General features: G+C 71.6%; 21 protein-coding genes. 7 read left to right on the top strand and 14 right to left on the bottom strand.

Annotated elements, in window-relative coordinates; genetic code table 11:
• The first annotated feature begins 21 nt into the window (after window positions 1–21).
• Window positions 22–1,785 carry a dipeptide ABC transporter ATP-binding protein gene (locus QNO21_RS01600; protein ID WP_257515589.1) on the top strand — a complete coding sequence of 588 codons (1,764 nt, stop codon included), beginning with the start codon at window positions 22–24 and terminating at the stop codon, window positions 1,783–1,785.
• A gap of 49 nt (window positions 1,786–1,834) precedes the next feature.
• On the opposite strand, the gene QNO21_RS01595 is transcribed toward QNO21_RS01600, so the two are convergent.
• The 3 genes from QNO21_RS01595 to QNO21_RS01585 form a co-directional block, all read right to left on the bottom strand.
• Entirely contained in the window at window positions 1,835–2,794 is a 960-nt protein-coding gene (locus tag QNO21_RS01595; protein ID WP_374113654.1) for an ABC transporter permease, read from the bottom strand.
• Window positions 2,791–3,795 (bottom strand): ABC transporter permease, encoded by a 1,005-nt coding sequence (locus QNO21_RS01590; RefSeq protein WP_257515588.1) that lies wholly within the window; start codon window positions 3,793–3,795, stop codon window positions 2,791–2,793. Before QNO21_RS01590 ends, QNO21_RS01595 begins: the two co-directional genes overlap by 4 nt.
• Before the next feature lie 91 nt (window positions 3,796–3,886).
• Window positions 3,887–5,563: an ABC transporter substrate-binding protein gene (locus tag QNO21_RS01585; RefSeq protein ID WP_257515587.1), complete on the bottom strand. Its 1,677-nt coding sequence runs from the start codon at window positions 5,561–5,563 to the stop codon at window positions 3,887–3,889.
• Window positions 5,564–5,725: 162 nt separating this feature from the next.
• Here QNO21_RS01585 and QNO21_RS01580 point away from each other — a divergent pair, with 162 nt between their 5' ends.
• The 3 genes from QNO21_RS01580 to QNO21_RS01570 all read left to right on the top strand — a co-directional run bounded on the left by QNO21_RS01580 (window position 5,726) and on the right by QNO21_RS01570 (window position 7,742).
• Entirely contained in the window at window positions 5,726–6,589 is an 864-nt protein-coding gene (locus QNO21_RS01580; protein WP_257519918.1) for a spermidine synthase, read from the top strand.
• A 110-nt stretch (window positions 6,590–6,699) separates the two neighbouring features.
• On the top strand, window positions 6,700–7,224 hold the full coding sequence (locus QNO21_RS01575; protein WP_257515585.1) for a hypothetical protein: 525 nt from the start codon (window positions 6,700–6,702) through the stop codon (window positions 7,222–7,224).
• 29 nt (window positions 7,225–7,253) lie between these two features.
• Window positions 7,254–7,742 (top strand): SprT-like domain-containing protein, encoded by a 489-nt coding sequence (locus QNO21_RS01570; protein ID WP_257515584.1) that lies wholly within the window; start codon window positions 7,254–7,256, stop codon window positions 7,740–7,742.
• Window positions 7,743–7,755: 13 nt separating this feature from the next.
• On the opposite strand, the gene QNO21_RS01565 is transcribed toward QNO21_RS01570, so the two are convergent.
• Both QNO21_RS01565 and QNO21_RS01560 read right to left on the bottom strand, forming a co-directional pair.
• Window positions 7,756–8,394, bottom strand: a complete 639-nt coding sequence (locus tag QNO21_RS01565; protein ID WP_257519917.1) for a 2-phosphosulfolactate phosphatase — start codon at window positions 8,392–8,394, stop codon at window positions 7,756–7,758.
• Window positions 8,395–8,403: 9 nt separating this feature from the next.
• Window positions 8,404–10,884, bottom strand: a complete 2,481-nt coding sequence (locus QNO21_RS01560; RefSeq protein ID WP_257519915.1) for a glycoside hydrolase family 3 C-terminal domain-containing protein — start codon at window positions 10,882–10,884, stop codon at window positions 8,404–8,406.
• A 66-nt stretch (window positions 10,885–10,950) separates the two neighbouring features.
• Between QNO21_RS01560 and QNO21_RS01555 the strand changes: the two genes are divergently transcribed.
• Window positions 10,951–11,484 carry a hypothetical protein gene (locus QNO21_RS01555; protein WP_257519914.1) on the top strand — a complete coding sequence of 178 codons (534 nt, stop codon included), beginning with the start codon at window positions 10,951–10,953 and terminating at the stop codon, window positions 11,482–11,484.
• 4 nt (window positions 11,485–11,488) lie between these two features.
• Here QNO21_RS01555 and QNO21_RS01550 read toward each other — a convergent pair whose 3' ends face one another.
• The 8 genes from QNO21_RS01550 to QNO21_RS01515 form a co-directional block, all read right to left on the bottom strand.
• Window positions 11,489–12,868: an ABC transporter permease gene (locus QNO21_RS01550; RefSeq protein ID WP_257519937.1), complete on the bottom strand. Its 1,380-nt coding sequence runs from the start codon at window positions 12,866–12,868 to the stop codon at window positions 11,489–11,491.
• A gap of 119 nt (window positions 12,869–12,987) precedes the next feature.
• Window positions 12,988–13,788 carry an ABC transporter ATP-binding protein gene (locus QNO21_RS01545; RefSeq protein WP_257516192.1) on the bottom strand — a complete coding sequence of 267 codons (801 nt, stop codon included), beginning with the start codon at window positions 13,786–13,788 and terminating at the stop codon, window positions 12,988–12,990.
• Window positions 13,789–13,880: 92 nt separating this feature from the next.
• Window positions 13,881–14,657, bottom strand: a complete 777-nt coding sequence (locus QNO21_RS01540) for an ABC transporter permease (protein ID WP_257519913.1) — start codon at window positions 14,655–14,657, stop codon at window positions 13,881–13,883.
• On the bottom strand, window positions 14,654–15,553 hold the full coding sequence (locus QNO21_RS01535) for an ABC transporter ATP-binding protein (RefSeq protein ID WP_257516194.1): 900 nt from the start codon (window positions 15,551–15,553) through the stop codon (window positions 14,654–14,656). Before QNO21_RS01535 ends, QNO21_RS01540 begins: the two co-directional genes overlap by 4 nt.
• The gene (locus QNO21_RS01530) at window positions 15,550–15,846 is read right to left on the bottom strand and encodes a transcriptional regulator (protein WP_257516195.1); all 297 of its coding nucleotides are present in this window, start codon (window positions 15,844–15,846) and stop codon (window positions 15,550–15,552) included. Before QNO21_RS01530 ends, QNO21_RS01535 begins: the two co-directional genes overlap by 4 nt.
• On the bottom strand, window positions 15,839–16,525 hold the full coding sequence (locus tag QNO21_RS01525; RefSeq protein WP_257516196.1) for a hypothetical protein: 687 nt from the start codon (window positions 16,523–16,525) through the stop codon (window positions 15,839–15,841). The genes QNO21_RS01530 and QNO21_RS01525 overlap by 8 nt, the downstream gene beginning before the upstream one ends.
• A 102-nt stretch (window positions 16,526–16,627) precedes the next feature.
• Complete coding sequence (locus QNO21_RS01520; RefSeq protein WP_257519911.1) at window positions 16,628–17,287, bottom strand: response regulator; 660 nt, start codon at window positions 17,285–17,287, stop codon at window positions 16,628–16,630.
• Complete coding sequence (locus QNO21_RS01515) at window positions 17,284–18,444, bottom strand: sensor histidine kinase (protein WP_257519910.1); 1,161 nt, start codon at window positions 18,442–18,444, stop codon at window positions 17,284–17,286. Before QNO21_RS01515 ends, QNO21_RS01520 begins: the two co-directional genes overlap by 4 nt.
• Window positions 18,445–18,654: 210 nt before the next feature.
• Here QNO21_RS01515 and QNO21_RS01510 point away from each other — a divergent pair, with 210 nt between their 5' ends.
• Window positions 18,655–20,181, top strand: coding sequence for a CoA-acylating methylmalonate-semialdehyde dehydrogenase (locus QNO21_RS01510; RefSeq protein ID WP_257519909.1), 1,527 nt, complete (start codon window positions 18,655–18,657; stop codon window positions 20,179–20,181).
• A 45-nt stretch (window positions 20,182–20,226) separates the two neighbouring features.
• Here the strand turns inward: QNO21_RS01510 and QNO21_RS01505 are convergent, their stop codons facing one another.
• Window positions 20,227–21,177 carry a diacylglycerol/lipid kinase family protein gene (locus tag QNO21_RS01505; protein ID WP_257519907.1) on the bottom strand — a complete coding sequence of 317 codons (951 nt, stop codon included), beginning with the start codon at window positions 21,175–21,177 and terminating at the stop codon, window positions 20,227–20,229.
• 126 nt (window positions 21,178–21,303) lie between these two features.
• Between QNO21_RS01505 and QNO21_RS01500 the strand changes: the two genes are divergently transcribed.
• Window positions 21,304–22,743 (top strand): DUF6421 family protein, encoded by a 1,440-nt coding sequence (locus tag QNO21_RS01500; protein ID WP_257519906.1) that lies wholly within the window; start codon window positions 21,304–21,306, stop codon window positions 22,741–22,743.
• The last annotated feature ends 41 nt before the right edge of the window (window positions 22,744–22,784 follow it).

The following is a 22,784-nucleotide window of genomic DNA, read 5'->3' as shown; positions in this document are numbered from 1 at the left end:
GGGCACGGCAGGATGGACCGCATGCCCCAGGATGCCGCGCCGCTGCTGCAGGTCCGCGATCTCGCCGTCGACTTCCGCACCATGGACGGCTCCGTCCGTGCCGTCGAGAACGTCGAGTTCGACCTCGCCGCCGGAGAGACCCTCGCCATCGTCGGTGAATCCGGTTCCGGCAAGTCGACGACGGCCATGGCGGTCATCGGGCTGCTGGCAGGCAACGGCCGCGTGGCCGAGGGCAGCATCGTGCTGGACGGACAGCAGCTGGTCGGCGCGTCGGAGTCGGTCATGCGCGACATCCGCGGCAAGTCGATCGGCCTCGTGCCGCAGGACCCGATGTCCAACCTCAACCCGGTGTCGAAGATCGGCACGCAGATCGCCGAGACGCTGCTGGCCCACGGCATGGCCACCCGCAGCGATGTGGACCGCAAGGTCGTCGAGACCCTCGCCGCTGCCGGTCTTCCGAACGCCGAGAAGCGCGCAAAGCAGTACCCGCACGAGTTCTCCGGCGGCATGCGCCAGCGCGCGCTCATCGCGATCGGCCTGGCCTGCAATCCGCGCCTGCTGATCGCCGACGAGCCCACGAGCGCACTGGACGTCACGGTGCAGAAGACGATCCTCGACCAGCTCGGCCGCATGACCGGGGAGCTCGGCACCGCCGTCATGCTCATCACCCACGACCTGGGACTCGCCGCCGAGCGGGCGTCGCGCGTGATCGTGATGCACCGCGGCCGCATCGTCGAGCAGGGACCGGCGCGGCAGATCCTCGAGGACCCGCAGGCCGAGTACACCAAGGCGCTCGTCGCCGCCGCACCCTCGGTGGCGGCGGTGCGCCTGCGGCCACAGGTCTTCCGGCAGCCGGATGCCGCAGGCTCCGAGCCCGGCTCGGCCACCGGACCGACACCGATCCCCACTGCGCGGCCCACTGTCGTCCCGAAGGCGACGAGCACCCCGGCGACCACGACGCCGCGCACCCCGGCATCCGATGGCGCCCCGTCCCCTGTCGACAACATCCTCGAGGTCGACGGCCTGACGAAGGTCTTCCCGGTGCGCGGCAGCAAAGACGACTTCGTCGCGGTGAAGGACGTCTCCTTCGCGATCCCCCGCGGCGAGACGGTGGCCGTGGTGGGCGAGTCGGGGTCGGGCAAGACCACGACCGCGCGCATGGTGCTGAAGGTCATCGATCCGACGTCGGGGTCGATCCGCTTCGACGGGCAGGACGTCGCCTCGCTCAAGGGCCGGCAGCTGCGCGACTTCCGCCAGAAGGTGCAGCCGATCTTCCAGGACCCGTACTCGTCACTGAACCCGATGTTCACGATCGGGCGCATCATCGAGGAGCCGCTGACCTTCTACAAGCGCGGTTCCGCGAAGGACCGTGCGGCCCGCGTGCGGCAGCTCATGGACGACGTCGCCCTCCCCCAGTCCATGCTGCGCCGCTACCCCGCGGAGCTGTCGGGAGGCCAGCGGCAGCGCGTCGCGATCGCGCGGGCGCTGGCCCTGTCACCGGAACTCATCGTGTGCGACGAGCCGGTCTCGGCGCTGGACGTGCTCGTGCAGGCGCAGATCCTGACGCTGCTGGGCGACCTGCAGCGCGAGTACGGGCAGAGCTACCTGTTCATCTCCCACGACCTCGCCGTGGTGCGCCTGATCAGCGACTACGTCTGCGTGATGAAGGACGGCGCGCTGGTGGAGGCCGCCAGCTCCGAGGAGATCTTCACCAACGCCCGCGACCCGTACACCCGCAAGCTGCTGGCATCCATCCCGGGCAACGAGCTCGACATCGCCGTCTGACCTCGGCGGATGCCGCGCGAGCGGACGCCGGCCTCCGGCCCGACCGGGGTCAGCGTGCCCGGGTGCGGGGGTCCATCGCCTCGCGGAGCGATTCGCCCAGCAGGGTGAAGCCCAGCGCCGTGACGGCGATGCAGATGCCCGGGAGGAACGCCAGCCACGGCGCGATGGCGAGCTCGGCCTGCGCGTAGGTGAGCATGCGGCCCCACTCCGCCGTCTCGGGGCGCCCGCCGCCGAGGCCGAGGAACGACAGCGCCGCAGCGTCGATGACGGCGGTGGCGAGCGTCAGGGTCCCCTGCACGATGACCGGGCCCACGCTGTTGGGCAGCACGTGGCTCATCGTGATGCGGCCTCGGCCCAGGCCCAGCGTCTGGGCGGACAGCACGTAGTCGCTCGAGCGCTGCTGCAGCATGGAGGCGCGCAGGAGCCGCGCGAAGATCGGCACCTGCGACGCTCCGATGGCGATCATCACCGCGAGCTGCGACTGACCGAGCACGGCGGCGATCGACACCGCCAGCAGCAGGGTCGGCACCGACAGCAGGATGTCGACGAAGCGCATCACGACGTTGTCGACCCAGCCGCCGAAGGTGCCGGCGATGAGCCCCAGCAGCGCGCCGCCGGCGAGGCCGAAGGCCGTGGAGATCACGCCGATGAGCAGCGACGCCCGCGCACCCCAGATGAGCTTGGAGAGCACATCGCCACCGAAGCGGTCGAGCCCGAGCGGGAACTCCGCGATCTCGCCGGGGCCGGGGATGGAGGTCGGGGTGATCGAGCGGGCGCCGGGAAGCGCCGTCTCGGGGTACGGGGCGAGCCACGGCGCGAGCACCGACACCGCCACGAAGAGGAAGATGATCGCCGCGCCGATCCAGGCGGTGGGGTTGCGCCGCAGCCGCCGGAACACGTCCCGCCAGAAGCCGCCCTGGGTCTTGGCGGCGAGCAGTTCGTGGTCGACGACGAGGTTGTCGTCGACGGGTCCGCCGCTCGGGGCGGGGGGCAGGATGGCGGAACTCACGAGACCCTCACTCTCGGGTCGATGAAGCTGTACGAGATGTCTACGAGCAGGTTGATCAGCGCGTACGCGATGGCGATGAAGATGATGAAGCCCTGCAGCACGGGGAAGTCACGGGTGAAGATCGCGCGGGAGAGGAACGACCCGATGCCCGGGAAGGCGAACACCGTCTCGGTGAGGATCGCCCCCGACAGCAGCAGGCCGACCTGCAGACCCACCGTGGTGATGACCGGCAGCATGGCGTTTCGCAGGATGAACCGGTCGCGCAGCGTCTGCCGCGACACGCCCTTCGCCTTGCCGGTGCGGACGTAGTCGGCGTTCTGCACCTCGAGCACCGAGGCCCGGGTGATGCGCACGATGATCGCGAGCGGAATGGTGCCGAGCGCGATGGCGGGCAGGAGCAGATGCAGCAGAGCGTCGCCCGCGGCATCCCATTCCCCCGTCAACAGCCCGTCGAGCACGTAGAACCCGGTGTAGTGGGTCGCGTCGATGCGGGGGTTCTGCCGGCCGTCGCTGGGGAGCCAGCCCAGCTGCACCGCGAAGATGTACTTGAGGATGAACGCCAGGAAGAACACCGGGATCGTGATGCCGACGAGGCTGAACACGACCGCCGCGTGGTCGGTGAACTTGCCGTGGCGGCGGGCCGCCCAGTACCCGAGCGGGATGCCGATGCCGACGGCGATGATCAGCGCCAGCAGCGACAGCTCGATCGTGGCCGGGAAGCGGCGGAAGAACTCCTCGGTCACCGGGCGACCGGTCTGCAGCGAGACGCCGAAGTCGCCCGAGAGCAGCCGACCCATCCACACCAGGTACTGCTCGAGGATCGGCCGGTTGAAGCCGTAGAGCTCGTTGATGCGCTCGACGGCTTCGGGCGTGGCCCTCTCGCCCAGGAGGGCCAGCGCGGGGCCGCCGGGCAGGGCCCTGACCCAGAAGAACAGCAGCAGGCTCAACCCGAAGAGCGTGGGGATCAGAAGCAGCAGCCTCTTACCGATGGTGCGCAGCAAGGCGTGGGTCCTTCGTCGTCTCGGCGTCGGAGTGCGGTGCGGGAGGAGGGGATGCCTCATCCCGCACCGCACATTACGGCACAGGCCGCGCTTACTCGGTCAGGACGATCTCGCTGAAGACCTCGTCGTTGACCGGGCTGGCCGGGTAGCTCTCGACCCGCGGGTCGAAGGCCAGCGTCGGCGCCGGGTGGGCCAGGGGCACGCCCGGGATGAAGGTCGCGACCATCTCGTTGATGTCCTCGTAGAGGGCCGACTGCTCCTCGAGGCTCGGGATGCCGCGGGCCTCCTGCAGCGCCTGGAACAGCTCCGGGTTGTCGAAGCCCCACTCGGCCGACTGCGCTCCGAAGAACACGCCCACGAAGTTGTCGGTGTCGTTGTAGTCGCCCGTCCAGCCCAGCAGGTGGATGCCGTGCTCGGTGCCGCCGGTGATGAGGTCGAGGTAGTCGCCCCACTCGTTGGAGACCGGGTTGGTGACGACGCCGACCTCACCGAGCTGAGCCGAAAGCACGGTGAAGATCTGCTCCGGGTCCGGCATGTAGGGGCGCGAGACGTTGACGGGGTAGTTGAACGTCAGCGTGAGCGGGTTCGCCTCGTCGTAGCCGGCCTGCGCGAGCAGCTCCTGCGCCTTCGCGGGGTCGTACTCGTAGGTGGTGACGTCGCTGTTGTAGCCGTTGACGGTGTCTGGCATGAACTGCGTCGCCTTCTCGGTGCCCTCAGGGAGCACCTGCGAGATGAGCGCGTCCTTGTCGATCGCGTACGACAGCGCCTCGCGCACGACCGGGTCCTGCAGCTCGGGCACGGCCTGGTTGAACGCGAGGTAGAGGATGGTGAACGGCGGCCGCGAGACCATCGTGAAGCCGTCCTCTTCGAGGGCGGCGGTGTCGGCGGGACCGACGAGGTCGTAGCCGTCGATCGAGCCGGCCTCGAGCGCCTGACGGCGGGCGGTCGGGTCGTCGATCACGCGGAAGATGATCTCGTCGATCTGACCGGTGTCGCCCCAGTAGTCCTCGTTGGCGGTGAGGGTGAGCTGCTCGCCCGGCGCCCACTCGGAGAAGACGTAGGGACCGGTGCCCGACGGGTGGCCCATCGCGTACTCCGAGAGCGTCGGGGCCTCGGCGGTGCCGCCCACCTCGTCGGCGGCGAACTCCTCCATCGCGGCAGGGCTCTGCATCGAGAACGCCGGCAGCGACAGCGCGGGGATGAACCCGGCGAAGGGCTGGTTCAGCGTGACGGTCGCGGTCGTGGCGTCATCGGCGGTGCACGAGGCGTAGACCGCCTCTTCGGGGCTCGACGCGTAGCCGCGGAAGAGCTTGTTGTAGTAGTAGCCCAGCGCCTCGCTGGCCGCCAGACCCTCCCAGTTGTACCAGCGGTCGAAGTTGGCGCAGACGGCCTCGGCGTTGAACTCGGTGCCGTCGTGGAAGGTCACGCCCTCCTTCAGCGCGAACGTGTGCGTGAGGCCGTCCTCGGAGGACTCCCACGACTCCGCGAGCAGGGGCGCGGGGTCGGCGGTGCCGGGCTCGGTGCCGACGAGACCCTCGAAGATCTGACGCGAGACACGGAAGGTCTCACCGTCCTGGGCGAAGGCGGGGTCGAGGCTCGCCGGGTCGGCGGAGGCGCCGAAGACGAACGTGCCGTCGACCTCGGCGTCGGCGGTCGCGTCGTCGGTGCCGGCGTCGCGCTGGCTCGAGCAGCCCGACAGCACGAGCGCGGCCAATGCCACGCCCGCGGCGGCCGTCAAGGCTCCGCGTCGGTTTCGTGAATGGAGCATGGTGGTGCACCTTCCTGGAAGCAGGGCCGCCGAGCCGTTCTGGGCGACGGGTCGGCGGGTGATGATCCTCGACGCTACCGGTGCGGCGCGTCGCGGTTGATTACACCTTTGTCTCGATCCTGTTTCGGAGGCGGCGAGCGGGGGCGCCGGTAGCGTGGAGGCATGGCGCGCGCAAGCATCGAGGAACCGCCCCCGCAGGCACGGCTGTCCGACGGCACGATCGCGCGCATCGTGCCGTCGCGATACGTCTCGGGCTTCGAGCTCGACGTCGATGGCACCCCGCAGTCCCACGTGGACCTCGACGACCCCACGCACCTGCATTTCGAGTACGTCGCCCGGATGGGCGCGGTCATCGACAGGCTGCGGATGCCGGGGCAGCCCCTGTCGGCGGTGCACCTGGGCGCGGGGGCGCTGACCCTCCCCCGCTACATCGAGGCGACCCGGCCGGGGTCGCGTCAGCAGGTGATCGAACTCGAGCAGGCCCTCGTCGACCTCGTGCGCGCGGAGCTGCCGCTCCCCCGCGGCGCGCAGGTGCGCATGCGCATCGGCGACGCCCGGGCGGGTCTTGACCGACTGCCGCCGGCCCTGCGCGGCAATGCCGACCTGCTGGTGTCCGACGTCTTCGCCGGCGCGCAGACCCCCGCGCACCTGACGACGGTGGAGTTCTACCGCGCGGCATCCGCCGTGCTCGCGCCCGACGGCGTGCTGCTGGTGAACGTCGCCGACGGCTCGGGCCTGGCCTTCGCACGCCGTCAGGTCGCGACCGTGCGCGAGGTGTTCGCCCACGTCATCGTGCTCGCCGAGGTGCAGCTGTTCAAGGGTCGCCGGTTCGGGAACCTCGTGATCGCCGCCTCGGCCTCGCCCCTTCCCACCGAGTGGCTGCCGAGGCTCATGGCCGCCGGTCCCCACCCCGCCAAGGTGGCCGAGGGCGGGGAGCTCGACGAATTCGTCCGCGGCGCGCGCATCGCCACCGACGCGGATTCGACGCCGTCGCCGAAGCCGGCAAGCTCGGTGTTCGACCGCTGACCGGCACGGTCAACAGCACCGGGATGCCGGCGCCTCGGCGTGGCCTCAGGCGCTCGGCGCCCCGGCGGGTGACACTGGACAGCGCGAGCCGCGCACGGAAGGAGTCGATCGTGAGCTACATCCTCGGGTACGACCCGGACACCCTGCGCGAGCAGGTGGATCTGGACCGCTGCCAGGAGCGTCTCGACGAGATCGGCGAGCAGCGGAGCCTCGGCGCGCTGCTGGAGCGGGTGTGGCTGCTGAAGGTGCTCGACCGCCTCGACGAGGCACTGCTGATCTCCGAGCAGTCGGTGCGCCTGGCGCGCATGGCCGGCACCCGCAAGGACCTGCTGCGGGCCCGCGTGCTGCACGCGACGATCCTGCAGTTCCGGGGCGCCTACGCCGCCGCCGAGCAGGAGCTGACCACCTGCGCCGAAGAGGCCGACGGGCAGGGCTGGGCAGCGGTCGGCGCCTTCGCCTACCAGCACCGCGGCAAGGTGCACTACGACGCCGGGGACTTCGTCTCGGCCCGCGCGGACTTCAAGCGCGCCCTGTTCCTGCGCCAGGAGGCCGGGGCCCCCGAGGACCAGCTCGAGTCCACGCTCATGGCGATCGACGCCGCGGAGCGGCGCCGCGGACGCGTACTCACGGCCTGAGTGTCGTAGGTACGTTCTACTCTTCGGTCATGTCAGACCTGCAAGACGTGCGCCACATGGCGCAGCAGCTCATCGCCGAGCACCTCGACGATTCGTGGTCGTTCGCGTTCGACCACGCCAAGCGGCGCGCGGGGCTGTGCAACTACGGCGAGAAGCGCATCAGCGTCTCGCGGTACCTCTCTGCGCGCTACGACGACGACACGAACCGGCAGACCCTGCTGCACGAGGTCGCCCACGCCCTCGCCGGCGCGTCGGCCGGTCACGGCGCGATCTGGCGGCGCACCGCGCGGCGCATCGGCTACACCGGCGGCACCACCCACCACGGCGAGCCGGCGAACGACCTCGCCCCCTGGGTGGGACTGTGCCCGGCCGGCCACACCGCCTACCGACACCGGCGCGTCACCCGAGCCACGTCGTGCGCGAAGTGCGCGCCGACCTTCGACGAGCGCTTCCTGTTCCAGTGGCGACGGCGCGAGATCTCCCCAGCCACGCGGCTCGCGGCGCTCACGCCGCGCTGACCCGCCCGCCGGCTCAGTACCGCTCGAAGACGCCCGCCCGCAGCACCGGCACGACGGCGACGGCGTCGATTTCCGCAGCCCTTCGCACCTCGTCGCCGCTGCCGCGCTCGAGCAGCTCCTGCCCGGAGCCGCTGGCCGTGAGCAGGTGACGCACGGCACCGCGCAGTCCCCGCAGCGACTCGCACGCGGCTGCCGCCTCGGGTGAGGAATGGTCGAGCCCCCGCAGGGCGAGCGCGTCGATCACGGCGCCCGCACCCAGCTGGTCCTCGACCGCGAAGCGCAGCGACGCCGCCGGGTCGGATCCCGCGAGCTCACCCGCGGCGAGCACGGCGACGCTCGTCCGCGCGCCCCGGTGAATCTGCTCGGCCAGCACGGCGTCGGCCACCGCCGACGCGTTGCGCAGGCACCCGAGCATCACGGTCGTACCCGTCTGGGCGAGCGCAGCGGCGAGCGCAGCTCCGTTCCACGAGTCCGCATGCGCCGCCTCGTCGAGCGCCACGGACTCCCCCGCCGCGACGCGATCGGTGACGGTGGAGCAGAACCGCAGCACGTCGACCACGACGGTGACGTCCGCAGGCTGCAGCCGCTGCCGCCCGGCATCCCCCCAGTCGAAGCGCACCTGATAGCGGGACTGGTCGAACGGGTTCGGCATCGCTCCAGGCTACGCGTCGGCGTGACGGCCCAGCACCGGGGCCAGTGCCAACGCGAGCCCCAGCACATTGCGCGCGCCGCGCTGCAGCTCGCCGATCGTCAGCCCGTCGGGGCGCGAGAGCGACTGCAGGATCGTCTGGTCGGCGTAAGCCTGCGGACCGTCGGCCGTCTTCACGCCGCCGGGCATGAGCACGTCGACCTGGGCCCGCACCCGGTAGGCGTTGTCCTCGAGCGCGGGGAAGTCGGGATCGACGGCGTCCTCCATCCACCAGTCGGTGATGACGCAACCGGTGTAGCCCCACTCGCCGCGCAGGATCGTCGTCACCAGGTCGTGGTGGTAGTGCGCCCACACGCCGTTGACCTTGTTGTACGAGGTCATGATGGTGCGCGGCTGGGCCTCGGCGACGCACAGCTCGAAGCCGCGCAGGTAGATCTCGCGCAGCGCCCGCTCCGAGACCCGGGAGTCGTTGCGGGTGCGGTTGGTCTCCTGGTTGTTGGCGGCGAAGTGCTTGGGGCATGCCGAGACGCCGACCGACTGCACGCCCTGCACGATCGCGGCGCCGAAGCGTCCGGTGACGAGGGGGTCCTCGGAGAAGTACTCGAAGTTGCGGCCGCACAGCGGGTCGCGGTGGATGTTCATGCCGGGGCTCAGCAGCACGTCCGAGCCCTTGCGCAGCATCTCCTGGCCGTGAAGGGCAGCGAGCTCACGCACGAGCGCGGTGTTCCACGTCGACGCCAGCGCGGTGCCCGACGGCAGCAGCGAGGCATACGCCGACAGCCGGATGCCGCTCGGACCATCGGTCGTCGTGATCGGCGGGACGCCCTTGGCACGCAGCGACTCGGACACCCCGCCGAGAACGCCCGCGTTGCCGGGAGCACCCAGCGGGCTGTGCATGGTGACGTCGCCGCGGGCGAGGAGCGACAGCTCCTCCGCCGTCAGCTGCGCGATGAAGTCGTCGAGGGTCGCAGCGCCCGCCGCGACATCGTCGAGGGTGATCCCCCGGTCCCCCGTCAGCGGGATCTCGGCTGGCAGTCCCGCGAGCACCCGCTCGCGGCGGTCGACGGTTGCCTGCGGCACGTCCTCCCATGCGACGACGGCGGCGCCCGACTCGTCACGGGCCAGCGTCATGCGTGAGAAGGGATCCCGGGCGGCGGCCGCCTCGGTCACCTGCCGCACGACCCGCAGGTCGTCGATGGGCACGGTGAGGGCGAGGGATGCCGAGCGCACGTCGGTGCCGACGAAGACGCCGTAGTCGCCCGGCTCCAGCACGAACGCGCTGCGGTGGCCGGTGACCCCGGAGTCGTCGTACGACGCGAGGTCGGCGAGGCGGAATTCCAGCGTCACCCGCTCGGATTCACCCGGTGCCAGCAGCCCGGTCTTCGCGAACGCCGCGAGCGATCGGGCGGGCTTGCCCAGGCGCCCGTCGGGAGCGGCGAGGTAGGCCTGCACCGTCTCCTTGCCGGCGAAGACGTCGTCGGTGTTGCGTACGTCGACGGTCACCCGCACGGTCGCGGCGTCCGTCGTCGCGGCATCCGTCGTCGCGTCGACCACCGTGACCTCGAACGCGGCGTAGCCGAGGCCGAAGCCGAAGGGGAACTGCACCCGGTCCTGCGCGAAGGTCTCGAAGTAGCGGTAGCCCACGAAGACGTCCTCGGCGTAGACGTTGACGTCGGGGTCGCCGAAGTGGGGGGCGCTGGGGTAGTCCTCGTACGAGCGGGCGATGGTGTCGGTCAGCTTGCCGCTGGGGGCGATCTCGCCCGCCAGCACGCCGGCGACGGCGCGCGCCCCTTCCATGCCGCCCTGCCACGCGTAGAGCACGGCACCGATGCGGTCACCGTAGGCATCGACCCACGACAGATCCATGACGTTGCCGGCGTCGACCACGACGACCGTGCGCGCGAACGACGTCGTCACGAGGTCGAGCATGGTGCGCTCGTCGTCGGTGAGATAGAAGCTCCCGGGCTCCCGCACGCTCTCGCGCGCTTCACCGGCCGCGCGGCCGATGACGACGACCGCGGTGTCGGCGCGCGTCGCGGCGGCCGCGACGACGTCGGCATCCAGCGGCATCTCGGGGAAGTGGTGCGGCCACTGCCCCCACGTGCCCTCGTACGACGGGCGGTTCTCGGCCGTCCACGCCGCGTAGCGGTCGGCGACCTCGTCGTCGACCTGCACCCCCGCGTCGCGCAGGCCCGCCAGCAGGTTCCAGACGTACGGCACCTTCACGTCGCCGCCCGAGCCGTAGCCGACGGCGAACCAGTCGATCTGCACGCGCCCGAACACCGCCACCGGGCGCTCGGCCCCCAGGGGCAGCACGCCGTCGTTGCGCAGCAGCACGGCACCCTCGGCCGCGGCCTGGCGGGCCACGCGGGCGAGTTCGGGATCGAGCGTGGGATCGGTGTCCAGCAGCAGCGCCGAGATCTGGGCGACCGACTCGACGGGCGGCTGCGCGTGGGAGCGGTCGCCGGACTCGGTGGCGGGATTAGTGGGCATCGGTGTCCTCAGGATCGCATCGTGGCGTGGGAGCGCTCCCACAACGTCTGATGGAAGACTACCCGAATGCGCATCCTGTTGAAGCTGGTTCTGGACTGCGACGCCGACGCCGCCTGGCGGGCGCTGCACTCCCCCCGGGCTGTTGCCGAGCTCTACGGTCCGTTCCTCGAGATGACACCGATGGATGCCGCGGGCCTGCCGACCCGGCTGGAGCCCGGAGCCGACGTGCCGGTGCAGCTGCGCACGGCCGGGGTCGGCCTCGGACAGCAGCTCATCCACGTCAGCGACCGCCGCACCGAGGATTCCCGCGGCGAGGTCCGGATCCTGCGCGACAGCGGCATCCCCCTCACCGGGCCCCTGTCGGCCCTGGATGTCTGGGACCACCAGATGGCCGTCTCGCCCGCACCCGGCGACCCCGACCGCACCCTGTGGCGCGAGCGCCTGGTGATCGGCGGGGCGGCCGCTCCCGCGCTCTGGCCGGTGCTCTGGAGCGTCTGGCAGTGGCGGGCGGCCCGCCTGCGCACGCTGGCGCGCACGTGGGCCTTCGACCCGCCCGCGGCAGAGGCTCCCGCCACCGAGGCGGCCACCCCCGAGGCCTGACGCCTTACTCCGCGAGGGCGGCGACCGGCGCCACGCGGGTGGCCAGGCGCGTGGGCACCACGGCAGCAACGAGCGTCAGCACCGCGGTCGCGGCCACCACCACGAGCACCGGCAGCAGCGGCACCGCAGGGGCGATGAATGTCGGCGCCGACCAGTCGGGCGGGATTCGCACCGAGCCCAGCAGCGACTGCGCACCCACCCATCCGTAGGCGATCCCGAGCACGAGCCCGAAAGCCAGCGCCGTCACCGTCACGTGCGCCGCCTCGAGCAGCACCATGCGCCGCACCTGGGCGGCGCTGAGGCCGAGGGCCCGCAGCAGCCCCAGCTCGCGCCGCCGCTGCACGACCCCGATGGTCAGCAGGTTCACCAGGCCCACCGCCGCGATCACGGCGCTCACTCCGACCAACGCCATCATCACCCCCGCGAACGAATCCATCATCCCCGCGAACATCGGGTCGACCTCGCCGCCGGCCGAGGCCGCCACCAGCACCTTCACGGATTCGGCCGCTACCGCGAACATCGTCACGAGGGCGACGCCCATCACGACCCCGATCGCCATGCGGCTGGACCGCTCTGGGTAGCGGAGCGCATTCTCGGCGGCGAGCCTCGCGGGCACCGAGCGCCCGAATGCGCGGGCGGTCAGCCGCAGGAGCGGCGGCATGACCACGGGTGCGGCGAGGGTCAGCCCGGTGAACGACAGCAGACCGCCGAAGAACGCGATCACGACGCCCAGCGGTGTGATGAACCCGGCGGCCACGCCCAGCGCGAGCAGCGCCACGCCGAGGCCCAGCAGGGCCAGCGCGACGGCGGTGCGGCCGCGCCGGCGTGCGACCTGCTCGCGCGTCGCCTCGACCGATCCGCCCAGCGCCTGCAGCGGCGTGACCGCGAGCACACGGCGGGACCCCGCCCACGCCGCCGCCCAGGTGGTCAGCGCCACCGCGAGCGTCGGCAGCAGCAGCACCGGCTGCGCGACGACGTAGCCGCTGTCGATGCCGACCAGCCGGTCCAGCAGCGGCACTGCCGCGATGCACGCGCCCGTCCCGAGTGCGAGTCCGAGGAACGCGCCGAGCGCCCCGACGACGAGACCCTGCCCGGCCACTTCGGCACGCTGCGCGCGTGCCGAGGCGCCGATCAGCCGCATCAGCGCAATCGTGCGGGTGCGCCCCGCCACGATCGTCGCGAACGTGTTGGCGGTGACCATCGCGCCTACGTACACCGCCACCGCCACCAGCAGCACACTCAGAATGCCGATGACGATCGCCAGTGTCTCGGAGTCGCCGAAGTAGGGGTCTGACCGCAGCGCCGCGGCGAGGTAGCCGGTGGCCGTCAGCAGTGCGACGCCGAACGCGGCCGAGATCGCCGCGACCAGCACAGTGGCGCCCATGCCCCGCTCGCGCAGCCAGGCCAGGCGACCGGATGCCGGCCTCGACGCGGCCCCGGGGCCGCGCCCCGCCGCGCGGTCGGCGACCCCGCCGCCCGCGCCGGGCTCGGCGACGACCGCGGTCACGCCCGCACCCCGGCATCCGCGTCGGCATCCGCACCGGCGCCGCCGAGCTCGGCGGCCAGCATGAACGCCGAGATCTCCTCTGCGCTCTGCCGGGGCTTGTCGGCGACGATGCGGCCGTCCGCCAGGTGCAGCACACGGTCGGCGTGGGAGGCTGCGACGGGGTCGTGCGTCACCATGGCGATCGACTGACCGTGCGAGCGGGCGGCCGTGGCCAGGAGCGCAAGCACCTCGCGGCCGCTGCGCGAGTCGAGGTTGCCGGTGGGCTCATCGGCGAAGACGAGGTCGGGCGCGGTGGCGAGCGCCCGCGCGATCGCCACGCGCTGCTGCTGACCGCCCGAGAGCTCGTGCGGGCGGTGGCCGAGGCGGGCGCCGAGCCCGAGCGTCTCGACGAGGCCGTCGATGCGTGCCCGCTCGATGGCGCTCGGCTTGCGGCCGTCGAGGTCGAAGGGCAGCAGGATGTTGCCGATGGCGTCGAGAGTGGGCACCAGGTTGAACGACTGGAAGACGAACCCGACGCGTCGACGGCGCAGCACCGTCAGCTCGAGGTCGCTGAGCCCGGTGATCTCGGTGTCGCCGATCCAGGCGCGGCCGGCGGTCGCGGCATCCAGCCCCGCCATGATGTGCATGAGCGTGGACTTGCCCGACCCGCTCGGCCCCATGATCGCGGTGAACTCGCCCCGGCGGATGCCGACGCTCACGCCGTCGAGGGCGCGCACCGCGGTTCCCCCCTGGCCGTAGGTCTTGGTGAGGCCCTGCACTCGGGCGGCGAGCCCCAGGTCTGTCGTGGTGATCTCCATGCCATCGACGCTACGGACGCACCCCCGGTTGCCGCGTCGGCCGCAAGACTGCCGCGGCGTACATCGCGAGGATGATCCATGCGGACCGGCGATCAGCGGAACCGTCGCCCTTCGTCACGGCGGAAGACGACCAGCGCCAACACGAGCAGCACAAGAGTCCACGCGATCGCACCGACAGCTGCCCACCAGGGCAGGTCTCCGCCCTGCACCGCCCAGATCACGACCTCCCGCGCGTGGCGCGAGGGGAACCACATCGACAGCGAGTCCAGCCAGTCCGCGAACAGCACGGGCGGCAGGAACAGCCCGCCCCCGAAGGCGAAGCCGAACATCGCGATCTGCACCACCGCGATCGCAGCCTTCATCGGCATCGTGTAGCCGATCACGGTCCCGAGCAGCATGAACGGCAGCGCGGTGAGGGTGAGGGCGGCGAACCCGGCGAGAAGACGCACCGGCGACGCCGTCGCCGCGGTCGCGAGTGCGCCGACCACGATGACCGGGAGGATCGCGACCAGTCCCAGTGCACCCGTGGAGCAGATCTGCGCGAGCACGCGCGCCAGCCCGCTGGCGGGGAGGGTGCGCAGATACGGGTCCCAGGGCTTCTCGCGGTTCTCGGCGATGGTCAGCCCGAAGCTGAACAGCCCGTTGGTCATGACGGCGAACACCGACAGCGAGATCACCGCCTGCGTGGCCATCACCGGGTCGTCGGCGACCACGCGGTTGGGCACGACGAAGAACAGCAGCGCGAGGGCGGGGAACACGAGCGATCCGATCAGGGCGATCGGTATGCGGATGGTCTCGATGATCGAGTACTTCGCGTGCAGCGCGGTGATGCGCGCCAGTCCAGGCGGGCGCAGCGTGGTGTCCGTCATGATCGGGTCGCTCCATCGTCGGGTGAGGTCAAGGACAGGAACGCCTCTTCGAGGGTGGCACCACGGACGGTCAGGTCGTGGAACGGGGTGCCGCTGCGCACGAGCGCCCGCACGAAGCCGTCCGCGTCCGCTGTGGTGAAGACATGGGCGTCGTCGTCGTGGTCGTGATGCGCGGTGGGCTCCAGTGCCGCCACCGCGGCGGCATCGGTCGTCCGCAGCCGCACGCGGGCGCGCCCCACACGGCGCAGCACAGCGGACAGGACGTCGTCGGCGAGGATGCGCCCCTGCCCGACGACCACGACTCGCTCGGCGAGCGCCTCGATCTCCTCGAGGTAATGACTGGTCACGACGACCGTCACCCCCGCGGCGTGCTGGGCGCGGATCGCCTCCCACAGCGCCCGCCGGCCGTCGACGTCGAGCCCGGTGGTGGGCTCGTCCAGCAGCACGAGGTCGGGCGCGCCGACGAAGGCGAGCGCGACACTGACCCGCCGCTTCTGCCCGCCGGACAGGGATCCCGTCTGCCGCCGCAGCAGGTCGGCGAGGCCGAACTGCTCGGCCAGCTGCGCGGTGGGCACCCGCTGGGCGAAGTGCCCGCCCACGAAGTCGATGACCTCACCCACCCGCAGCGCCTCCGGCAGGGCCGTCTCCTGAGGGGTGGAGCCGAGCCTCTGCCTGTGGCGCTGGTCGCGAGGGTCGCCACCGCGGAGCCTGACGGTTCCTGCCGTGGGCCGGCGGAGCCCTTGGAGCATTGCGAGGAGGGTGGACTTGCCGGCACCGTTCGGCCCGAGGAGCCCGACGATCTGACCGGGGTGGATGTCGAGGGTGACGTCGTCGACGGCGACCAGGTCGCCGTAGCGCCGCGTGACGCGGTCGAACGAGGCGAGGGGCGCGGTCATGACGGCGCACCGAGGAGGGCGCGGAGGGCGTCGGTGTAGTCCTCGAAGGCGCGACGGCCTCGACGCGAGAGCGCCACATAGGTGACCGGAGTGCGACCCTTGTGGGTCTTCTCCATGACGACGTACTCGGCTTCTTCGAGCCTGCGCAGGTGCGTCGACAGGTTGCCCGCGGTCATCTCGAGCAGACCCTGCAGCCGAGGGAACGAGATCTGGTCGTCGGGCGTGAGGGTGGCCAGTGCCGCCATGATGCGCAGCCGCGCCTGGGCGTGGATGACCGGATCGAGCTCATCCATTGCGCACCGCCCGCGTCACCCTGCGCCGCAGTCCGGCCAGGTGCACGAAGGATGCTGCGGAGAGGAGCAGCAGTCCTCCGCCGCCTGCCAGGGCGAGCACGAGGTAGTGGGTGGGAGCGCCGAAGAACGGGGCCGCCACACCGACGACGAGCATCCACACGCCGAGCAGCAGCATCGGCGCGGCCCGCCAGATGGCGGCGGAGAGCATGTACATCACACCGCTGAAGATCACGAAGGCCGCCGGATAGTACAGACCCGCCAGCGCGCTGCTCATGCCGTTCGCGATCAGGCCCTGTCCGAGGCCGGCGACGGCCAGGCTGCCGATCATCCACGTCGCGCCGTACGCCGCGCCCGTGAATGCGTCGCCGCTGGTGCCTCGAACGCCCCTGCCGGAGCGGATGCCGAGGACGGTCGACAGAGCGATGGCGGCGCCGAGCAGCGCGACGAAGATGGTCACCGCCACCGGCGCCGGGAGGGAGAAGGCCGGAGCGAGACCGTCGATCAGCCACAGTGCGCCGAAGCCCGCGACCCACGCGACGCCCCACGCCCCGACGATCACCGGCACGAAGGCGGCCATCTGCGATTCGACGCTGCGCTGCTGGTCGTCCAGCAGCGCGAGCATCTCGGGCGCGGAGAGCGGCTGATCGTCGGCGGACGGTGGTCGAGCTGCAGTTGCCATGGATACTTTGTACCGCAAAGTTGTCTGTGTAGACAAGGACTTTGTGGCTCGATGGCAGGATCGCGAACACTGCGACCGCGGGCCGTACCGGCGCGAACGCGGTCAGACCAGGCCGTGCTCGAACGCGAAGACCACCAGCTGCACGCGGTCCCGCAGGCCCAGCTTCGCGAGGATGCGACTGATGTGGGTCTTCACCGTCGCCTCGGAGAGGAACTCCCGACCGGCGATCTCGGCGTTGCTGAGCCCGCGGGCGGCGAGCGCGAAGATCTCCTTCTCGCGGTCGGTGAGAGAGGCGAATTGCGGCGGCACCGCGCGGGCGGGCTCGGCGAAATGCGTGAACAGCTGCTGGGTGGCGGCGGCGGCGATGACGGCGGAGCCGGCGTGCACTGTGCGGATGGCCGCGAGCAGGAACTCGGGGTCGGCATCCTTCAGCAGGAATCCGCTCGCCCCCTGCCGGATCGCGCGGGCGGCCGCCTCGTCGAGGTCGAAGGTCGTGAGCATCACGATGCGCGGCGGCGCCCCGTCGAAGACCGGATCGACCAGCAGCTGGGCGGTCGCCGTCAGCCCGTCCATCACCGGCATGCGGATGTCCATCAGCACGACGTCCGGACGCGTGCTGCGGATGACTCCCAGCGCCTCGCGCCCGTCGGACGCCTCGCCCACCACCTCGAGGTCGGGCTGGGAGTCGACGAGCATGCGGATGCCGGCGCGGAAGAGCGACTGGTCGTCCACGAGCACGACGCGGATCGGCCCGCCGCTCACGCCCGGCCCCCGATCGGAAGCGATGCGCGCACGACGAACGACGCGCCCTCACGGCCTGCGTCGAGCGTGCCGCCGGCCAGCAGCGCGCGCTCGCGCATGCCGATGAGTCCGTGCCCGCGGGCGGGGTCGTCGGTCGCGACGGGCGGGCCTACGGGGTTGTCGACCAGGATCGTCACCCGATCAGGATGCCATGCCAGCTTCACCGTGACCGCGCCGCCCTCGCCGTGACGGAGGGCGTTGGTGAGGGCCTCCTGCAGAATGCGGTACACTGCCAGCTGGATCGCCGCCGGCGGCACTCCTGGCGGCGCCGGGTCGACGTCGACCCGCAGGTCCACGCCCGCCGAGCGCACCTGCGCGTACAGCTCTTCGAGGTCGGCGATGGTCGGCTGGGGCCCCTCGCCCTGGCTGTGCCGCAGCTGGGTCAGCAGCAGCCGCACGTCGGCCAGCGCCGAGCGCGCGGTCGTGGAGATGGTCGCCAGCGCCGTCGTGGCCGCCTGCGGATCGGCCGCCGCGGCGTAGCGGGCGCCATCGGCCTGCGCGACGACCACGGCCAGTGAGTGCGCGACGACGTCGTGCATGTCGCGGGCGATGCGCAGCCGCTCCTGCTCGGTGACTGTCTCGGCCTCGGCGGCCTGCTGCGCCTTGCGGTTCTCACGGGCGCGGATGCCGGTGCGCACGAGCGCGCCGATCGTCCACCACAGCCCCAAGCCGAACGCCGAGGCGATCCCCACCGCGATGGCGGTGGGGATGTTGCTGGTGCTGAGGTCGTTGAAGCCGGGCAGCGGGCCGAAGAGGTACACGGTGATGACGACCGCGCCCAGCAGCGACGACGCCAGCCCCGCCCAGAACACCCGCCGGGTGCCGTAGGCGGCGGTGGCATACAGCACGGCGAAGATCGCGACGTCGGCCAATCCGGGCGGGCGCTGAAAAGCCATCTGCAGGACGGCGCCGGCCCAGGCCAGGCCGAGCGACGGGCCGGGAGCCAGCCGTCGCGTCGCCAGCGCCGCGGCCATCGCCAGCACGAGCAGCGTGGACGAGAGGTCGTGGTAGGGCCCGGGTGTGCCGCTGACGAGCTCGTAGGGCAGCGCGATCAAGGCGAACAGCCCCGCCACGACGACGTCGACGACCAATTGGTAAGGCTTCACGACACGCAGCACTCTTCGACGGTACGGGACGCGCCCGGGCCGCCGCGTCCGTCGCGCGATGTATCCGGCGACGGCGCCCCGGGTGTCCAGTAGCATCGCCGTACCGGAGACCGGTCGACGAGGACCGACGCCCGCCGCAGCACGCGCTGCGCCGACCACCCGTCCGTCCTCTCGCCGCCGCCGGCCTGTCGGAGCCGACAACGCTGCTCCGACCCGACGCGGATGCCACACCCCGGCATCCGGAAAGGACAGGACGTGACCGACATCCTCGACCACTGGGTCTCCGGCAGCACCTGGGCGGGCGCCTCCTCGCGCACCGCCCCCGTCTACGACCCGGCCCGCGGGGCCGTGCAGACGCAGGTGCGTCTGGCCACCGCGGCCGACGTGGACGCCGTGGTGGCCGCGGCATCCGCCGCCTGGCAGGACTGGCGGGATGCGTCCATCGCCCGGCGTACGGCCGTGATGTTCGCGTTCCGGGAGCTGCTGAACGCCCGCAAGGACGAACTGGCCCACATCCTCACCCGCGAGCACGGCAAGGTGCTCGCCGACGCCCACGGCGAGATCGCCCGCGGCATGGAGGTCGTGGAGTTCGCGTGCGGCCTGGGGCACCTGACCAAGGGCGCGTACTCCGAGAACGCCTCCGGCGGCGTCGACGTCTACACGCTGCGCCAGAGCCTCGGGGTCGTGGGCATCATCAGCCCCTTCAACTTTCCCGCGATGGTGCCCCTGTGGTTCTTCTCGGTGGCGATCGCTGCGGGCAACGCCGTCGTGCTCAAGCCGAGTGAGAAGGACCCGACGGCGGCGAACTGGATGGCGGCGCTGATGCGCGAGGCGGGCCTGCCCGACGGCGTCTTCAACGTCGTGCACGGCGACAAAGAGGCCGTCGACGCGCTGCTGGTGCACTCCGACGTGCGGGCCATCTCCTTCGTCGGATCCACCCCGATCGCGCGGTACGTGTACGAGACCGCCACCGGCCAGGGCAAGCGGGTGCAGGCGTTCGGCGGAGCGAAGAACCACATGCTGGTCCTCCCCGACGCCGACCTCGACCTGGTCGCCGACGCCGCCGTCAACGCCGGGTTCGGCTCTGCCGGCGAGCGCTGCATGGCGGTGTCGGTCGTGCTGGCGGTGGACTCGGTCGCCGACGATCTCGTGGACAAGGTGCGCGAGCGCATGGCGACCCTGCGCACCGGCGACGGGCTGCGCGGCTGCGACATGGGTCCGCTCATCACCGGCGCCCACCGCGACCGTGTCGCGTCGTATATCGACCGGGCGCCGGCCGACGGCGCCACCGTCGTCGTCGACGGCCGGGGCGTCGAGGCCGACGGCGATCCCGACGGGTTCTGGCTCGGGCCCACCCTCATCGACCGCGTGCCGACGACCTCATCGGTGTACCGCGACGAGATCTTCGGCCCGGTGCTGTCGATCGTCCGCGTGTCCGGCTACGAAGAAGGGCTCGAGATCATCAACGCCAGCCCGTACGGCAACGGCACCGCGATCTTCACCAACGACGGCGGCGCCGCTCGCCGGTTCCAGCGCGAGGCGCAGGTGGGGATGATCGGCATCAACGTGCCGATCCCGGTGCCGGTGGCCTACCACTCCTTCGGGGGCTGGAAGGCGTCGCTCTTCGGCGACGCCAAGGCGTACGGGCCGCACGGGTTCGACTTCTTCACCTCGGAGAAGGCCATCACCAGCCGCTGGCTCGACCCGTCCCACGGCGGGCTGAACCTCGGCTTCCCGCAGCACGACTGAGCGCACGGCGCGACGCTGCGCGGCTCGGCTCGGCTCGACGCGGGCTCAGGGGGCGTAGACCTGCAACCCGGCGGGCACGGCCCGCACATCGAGCGTGAAGCCCGACGGCGGGGCCTCTTCCAGTTCACCGTCGTGCACGTACGAGGCGGGGGCCTTGCCCGGCTGCACGCGCGCCCGCCAGTGGCCCGTGACCTGCCGCTCGAAGTGCGACGCCGGCGGCACCAGATGCAGCAGCCGCAGCAACCGCAGCGTGCGGCGCCCGAACGCCAGGGATGCCATGGCGCGCAGGCGGGAGCCGCGGGCGTGATGCAGGCGCACGTCGAGCACCGGGTCATCCAGCGTCAGGCGCTGCATCATCGCGTGCCGATGCGGGTCGTTGCGTCCCACGCCGACGAACACCGACCACACCGTGGCGGTGCGCCCCTCGTGGGTCACGCGCACCGGGTGCGCGGCCCGCAGGGCGGCGACGATCGCGCCCAGCCCGCCGACCCACTTGCCCAGGCTCGCGCGTTCGGTGCGCTCGGCGAGGAACTGCGGGTATGTCCCGAGCGACACCGCGTTGAGCACCGTGATCGGCTCACCGTCGTCGACGGAGACCTCCGCGACCACCACTTCCCGCAGCAGCCCCGCGGTGAAGGCGGCCAGCGCGGCATCCACGTCGTCGATTCCAGCGGCGCGGGCGAAGTGGTTGTAGGTGCCGCCGGGCACCACGAGCAGCGGCACGCCGTGGCGCCGGGCCAGATGCGCCATGCGCGAGACCGATCCGTCGCCGCCGAGAACGCCCAGCGCGCGCGGCCGGTCCTCGCCGGCCATCGCGGCCGCGACCACGTCGCCGAGGTCGTCGTCGGGGCCCAGCTCCTGCACCCGCGCCCGCGGGAGTCGCTCGCGGATCACCGGCAGCGGGTCGGCACGCAGCACCGCTTCGCCGGCGCCGCTGTTGGCGAGCAGCAGCAGCCCGTCGCCGTCGGGACGGGCGGGCGAGCTGTTGCCGGGCATGACCGCGACGCTACCCCTGGCGCACGATCTACGAGGCCGCTTGACAGCGGATGGATAGGCTGGGCGCCACCCTGCCAATCGTCGACGCACCGAGGCGTCGGCCGACCCCGAAGATCGGAGGTTCCCATGTCCATCAAGGCCGCCACCACCCGTGAGCGCAAGGCCGTCGTCGGCGAACCCGAGGTCGTCGAGGATGGGCGGGCCGTCGGGGTCGAGAGCTCAACCGAGTGGCTGACCCTCAAGCGCGCCGCCACGGCGCTGCAGGGCCTGCAGGCGCAGGACGGATCGGTCCCCGACGCGGCGGACCACGCCGCGGCGGACCTGCTCGTCACCGAGATCATCGACGCGGTCGACGCCCTCGCGCCCCTGTTCCCGCACGATGCGGAGTACCTCGCCGCTCTGGTGGACGACTTCGATCGGTGGGTCGCGGGCGGGTTCGGCGTGCCGGACTTCCTCGACTCGCTGGTGGCGTTCCAGCCGCAGCGGCAGCGGGTCGACGGCATCCGCCATCTCGTCGTCTTTCCGATGTACACCCAGAACGGCTCGCGCAGCCGATTCGTCGAGGCGGTGCTGGCAGAGGTCATCTGGCCGGAGTTCATCGCCGACCTCGAGACCCGGTACAGCAACGGCCTGTTCGTGTCGCTGCGCCTCGTGGACTTCACCCCGGGGTACGACACGAACTCGGCGGTCCTCTTTCCCGAGACGGTCGCGATGCGGGAGATCCCGCCGTTCACGTGGGGCGCGATCTTCCAGGATCGCGAGGCGGCCCGGTACCGGCGCGTCGTGCGCGCGGCATCCGAGATCACGAAGCTCGACCTGCCCGCCGAGGCCGCCCGGCTGCTGGAGGACCAGCAGCTGGCGGAGAAGACGTTCGTCATGTGGGACCTCATCCACGACCGCACCCACATGCGCGGGGATCTGCCGTTCGACCCGTTCATGATCAAGCAGCGGATGCCGTTCTTCCTCTACTCGCTGGAGGAGCTGCGCTGCGACCTCACCGCCTTCCGGGAGTGCGTCGACATCCAGCGGGAGCTGCAGGCGCGGGTGGATGCCGGCGAGCACCTCTCCGCGGCCGAGGCCGAGACCCTGGAGCACGCGGGGCTCGTGCAGTACGCGGTGATCTTCGACCGGATCTTCCGGTTCGCGATCACCGGAGGCCGCGTGCGCAACTACGACGGCCTCGGCGGCCAGCTGCTGTTCGCGTGGCTGCACCAGCGCGGCGTGCTGCACTGGACCGACACGGCGCTCGCCTTCGACTGGGATGAGGTGCCGGCCGCAGTCGTGGCGCTGGGGGCTGCGATCGACGACCTGTACTGGCAGTCGATCGACCGACCCAAGGTCGCCCACTGGCTCGCCGCCTACAGCCTCGTGAGCTCGGTGGTCACGCCGCACCCCGCTTCGGCGTGGGCGCGGGGTCTGCCGCAGGACGTGCTCGCCGGGCCGCCGAAGGGCTACACCGACGCGGTGCTGGACGACGAGTTCCCGCTGTCGATGTTCTACGAGGCACTCGAGAAGAAGATGCGCGGCGTGATCGCCTCGACCGCCGGCATCCGCGGCACGGACTGACAGCCGCCCGGGCCGGCTGCCCCGCCCGGCCCGAGAAACCA

Source organism: Microbacterium sp. zg-Y818, from assembly GCF_030246905.1.
GTDB lineage: Bacteria > Actinomycetota > Actinomycetes > Actinomycetales > Microbacteriaceae > Microbacterium.
The sequence above is the reverse complement of the archived record's forward strand: the minus strand, read 5'-3'. Positions and strand labels throughout refer to the sequence as shown.

Coding starts and splice junctions, on each gene's coding strand:
- QNO21_RS01540 (WP_257519913.1), bottom strand. CDS start 14,657: ATGACGGACACCACGCTGCGCCCGCCTGGACTGGCGCGCATCACCGCG.
- QNO21_RS01525 (WP_257516196.1), bottom strand. CDS start 16,525: ATGGCAACTGCAGCTCGACCACCGTCCGCCGACGATCAGCCGCTCTCC.
- QNO21_RS01585 (WP_257515587.1), bottom strand. CDS start 5,563: ATGCTCCATTCACGAAACCGACGCGGAGCCTTGACGGCCGCCGCGGGC.
- QNO21_RS01535 (WP_257516194.1), bottom strand. CDS start 15,553: ATGACCGCGCCCCTCGCCTCGTTCGACCGCGTCACGCGGCGCTACGGC.
- QNO21_RS01510 (WP_257519909.1), top strand. CDS start 18,655: ATGCCACACCCCGGCATCCGGAAAGGACAGGACGTGACCGACATCCTC.
- QNO21_RS01530 (WP_257516195.1), bottom strand. CDS start 15,846: ATGGATGAGCTCGATCCGGTCATCCACGCCCAGGCGCGGCTGCGCATC.
- QNO21_RS01505 (WP_257519907.1), bottom strand. CDS start 21,177: ATGCCCGGCAACAGCTCGCCCGCCCGTCCCGACGGCGACGGGCTGCTG.
- QNO21_RS01570 (WP_257515584.1), top strand. CDS start 7,254: ATGTCAGACCTGCAAGACGTGCGCCACATGGCGCAGCAGCTCATCGCC.
- QNO21_RS01550 (WP_257519937.1), bottom strand. CDS start 12,868: ATGGGCGCCACTGTGCTGGTCGCGGCGATCTCGGCCGCGTTCGGCGTC.
- QNO21_RS01580 (WP_257519918.1), top strand. CDS start 5,726: ATGGCGCGCGCAAGCATCGAGGAACCGCCCCCGCAGGCACGGCTGTCC.
- QNO21_RS01565 (WP_257519917.1), bottom strand. CDS start 8,394: ATGCCGAACCCGTTCGACCAGTCCCGCTATCAGGTGCGCTTCGACTGG.
- QNO21_RS01500 (WP_257519906.1), top strand. CDS start 21,304: ATGTCCATCAAGGCCGCCACCACCCGTGAGCGCAAGGCCGTCGTCGGC.
- QNO21_RS01545 (WP_257516192.1), bottom strand. CDS start 13,788: ATGGAGATCACCACGACAGACCTGGGGCTCGCCGCCCGAGTGCAGGGC.
- QNO21_RS01560 (WP_257519915.1), bottom strand. CDS start 10,884: ATGCCCACTAATCCCGCCACCGAGTCCGGCGACCGCTCCCACGCGCAG.
- QNO21_RS01600 (WP_257515589.1), top strand. CDS start 22: ATGCCCCAGGATGCCGCGCCGCTGCTGCAGGTCCGCGATCTCGCCGTC.
- QNO21_RS01555 (WP_257519914.1), top strand. CDS start 10,951: ATGCGCATCCTGTTGAAGCTGGTTCTGGACTGCGACGCCGACGCCGCC.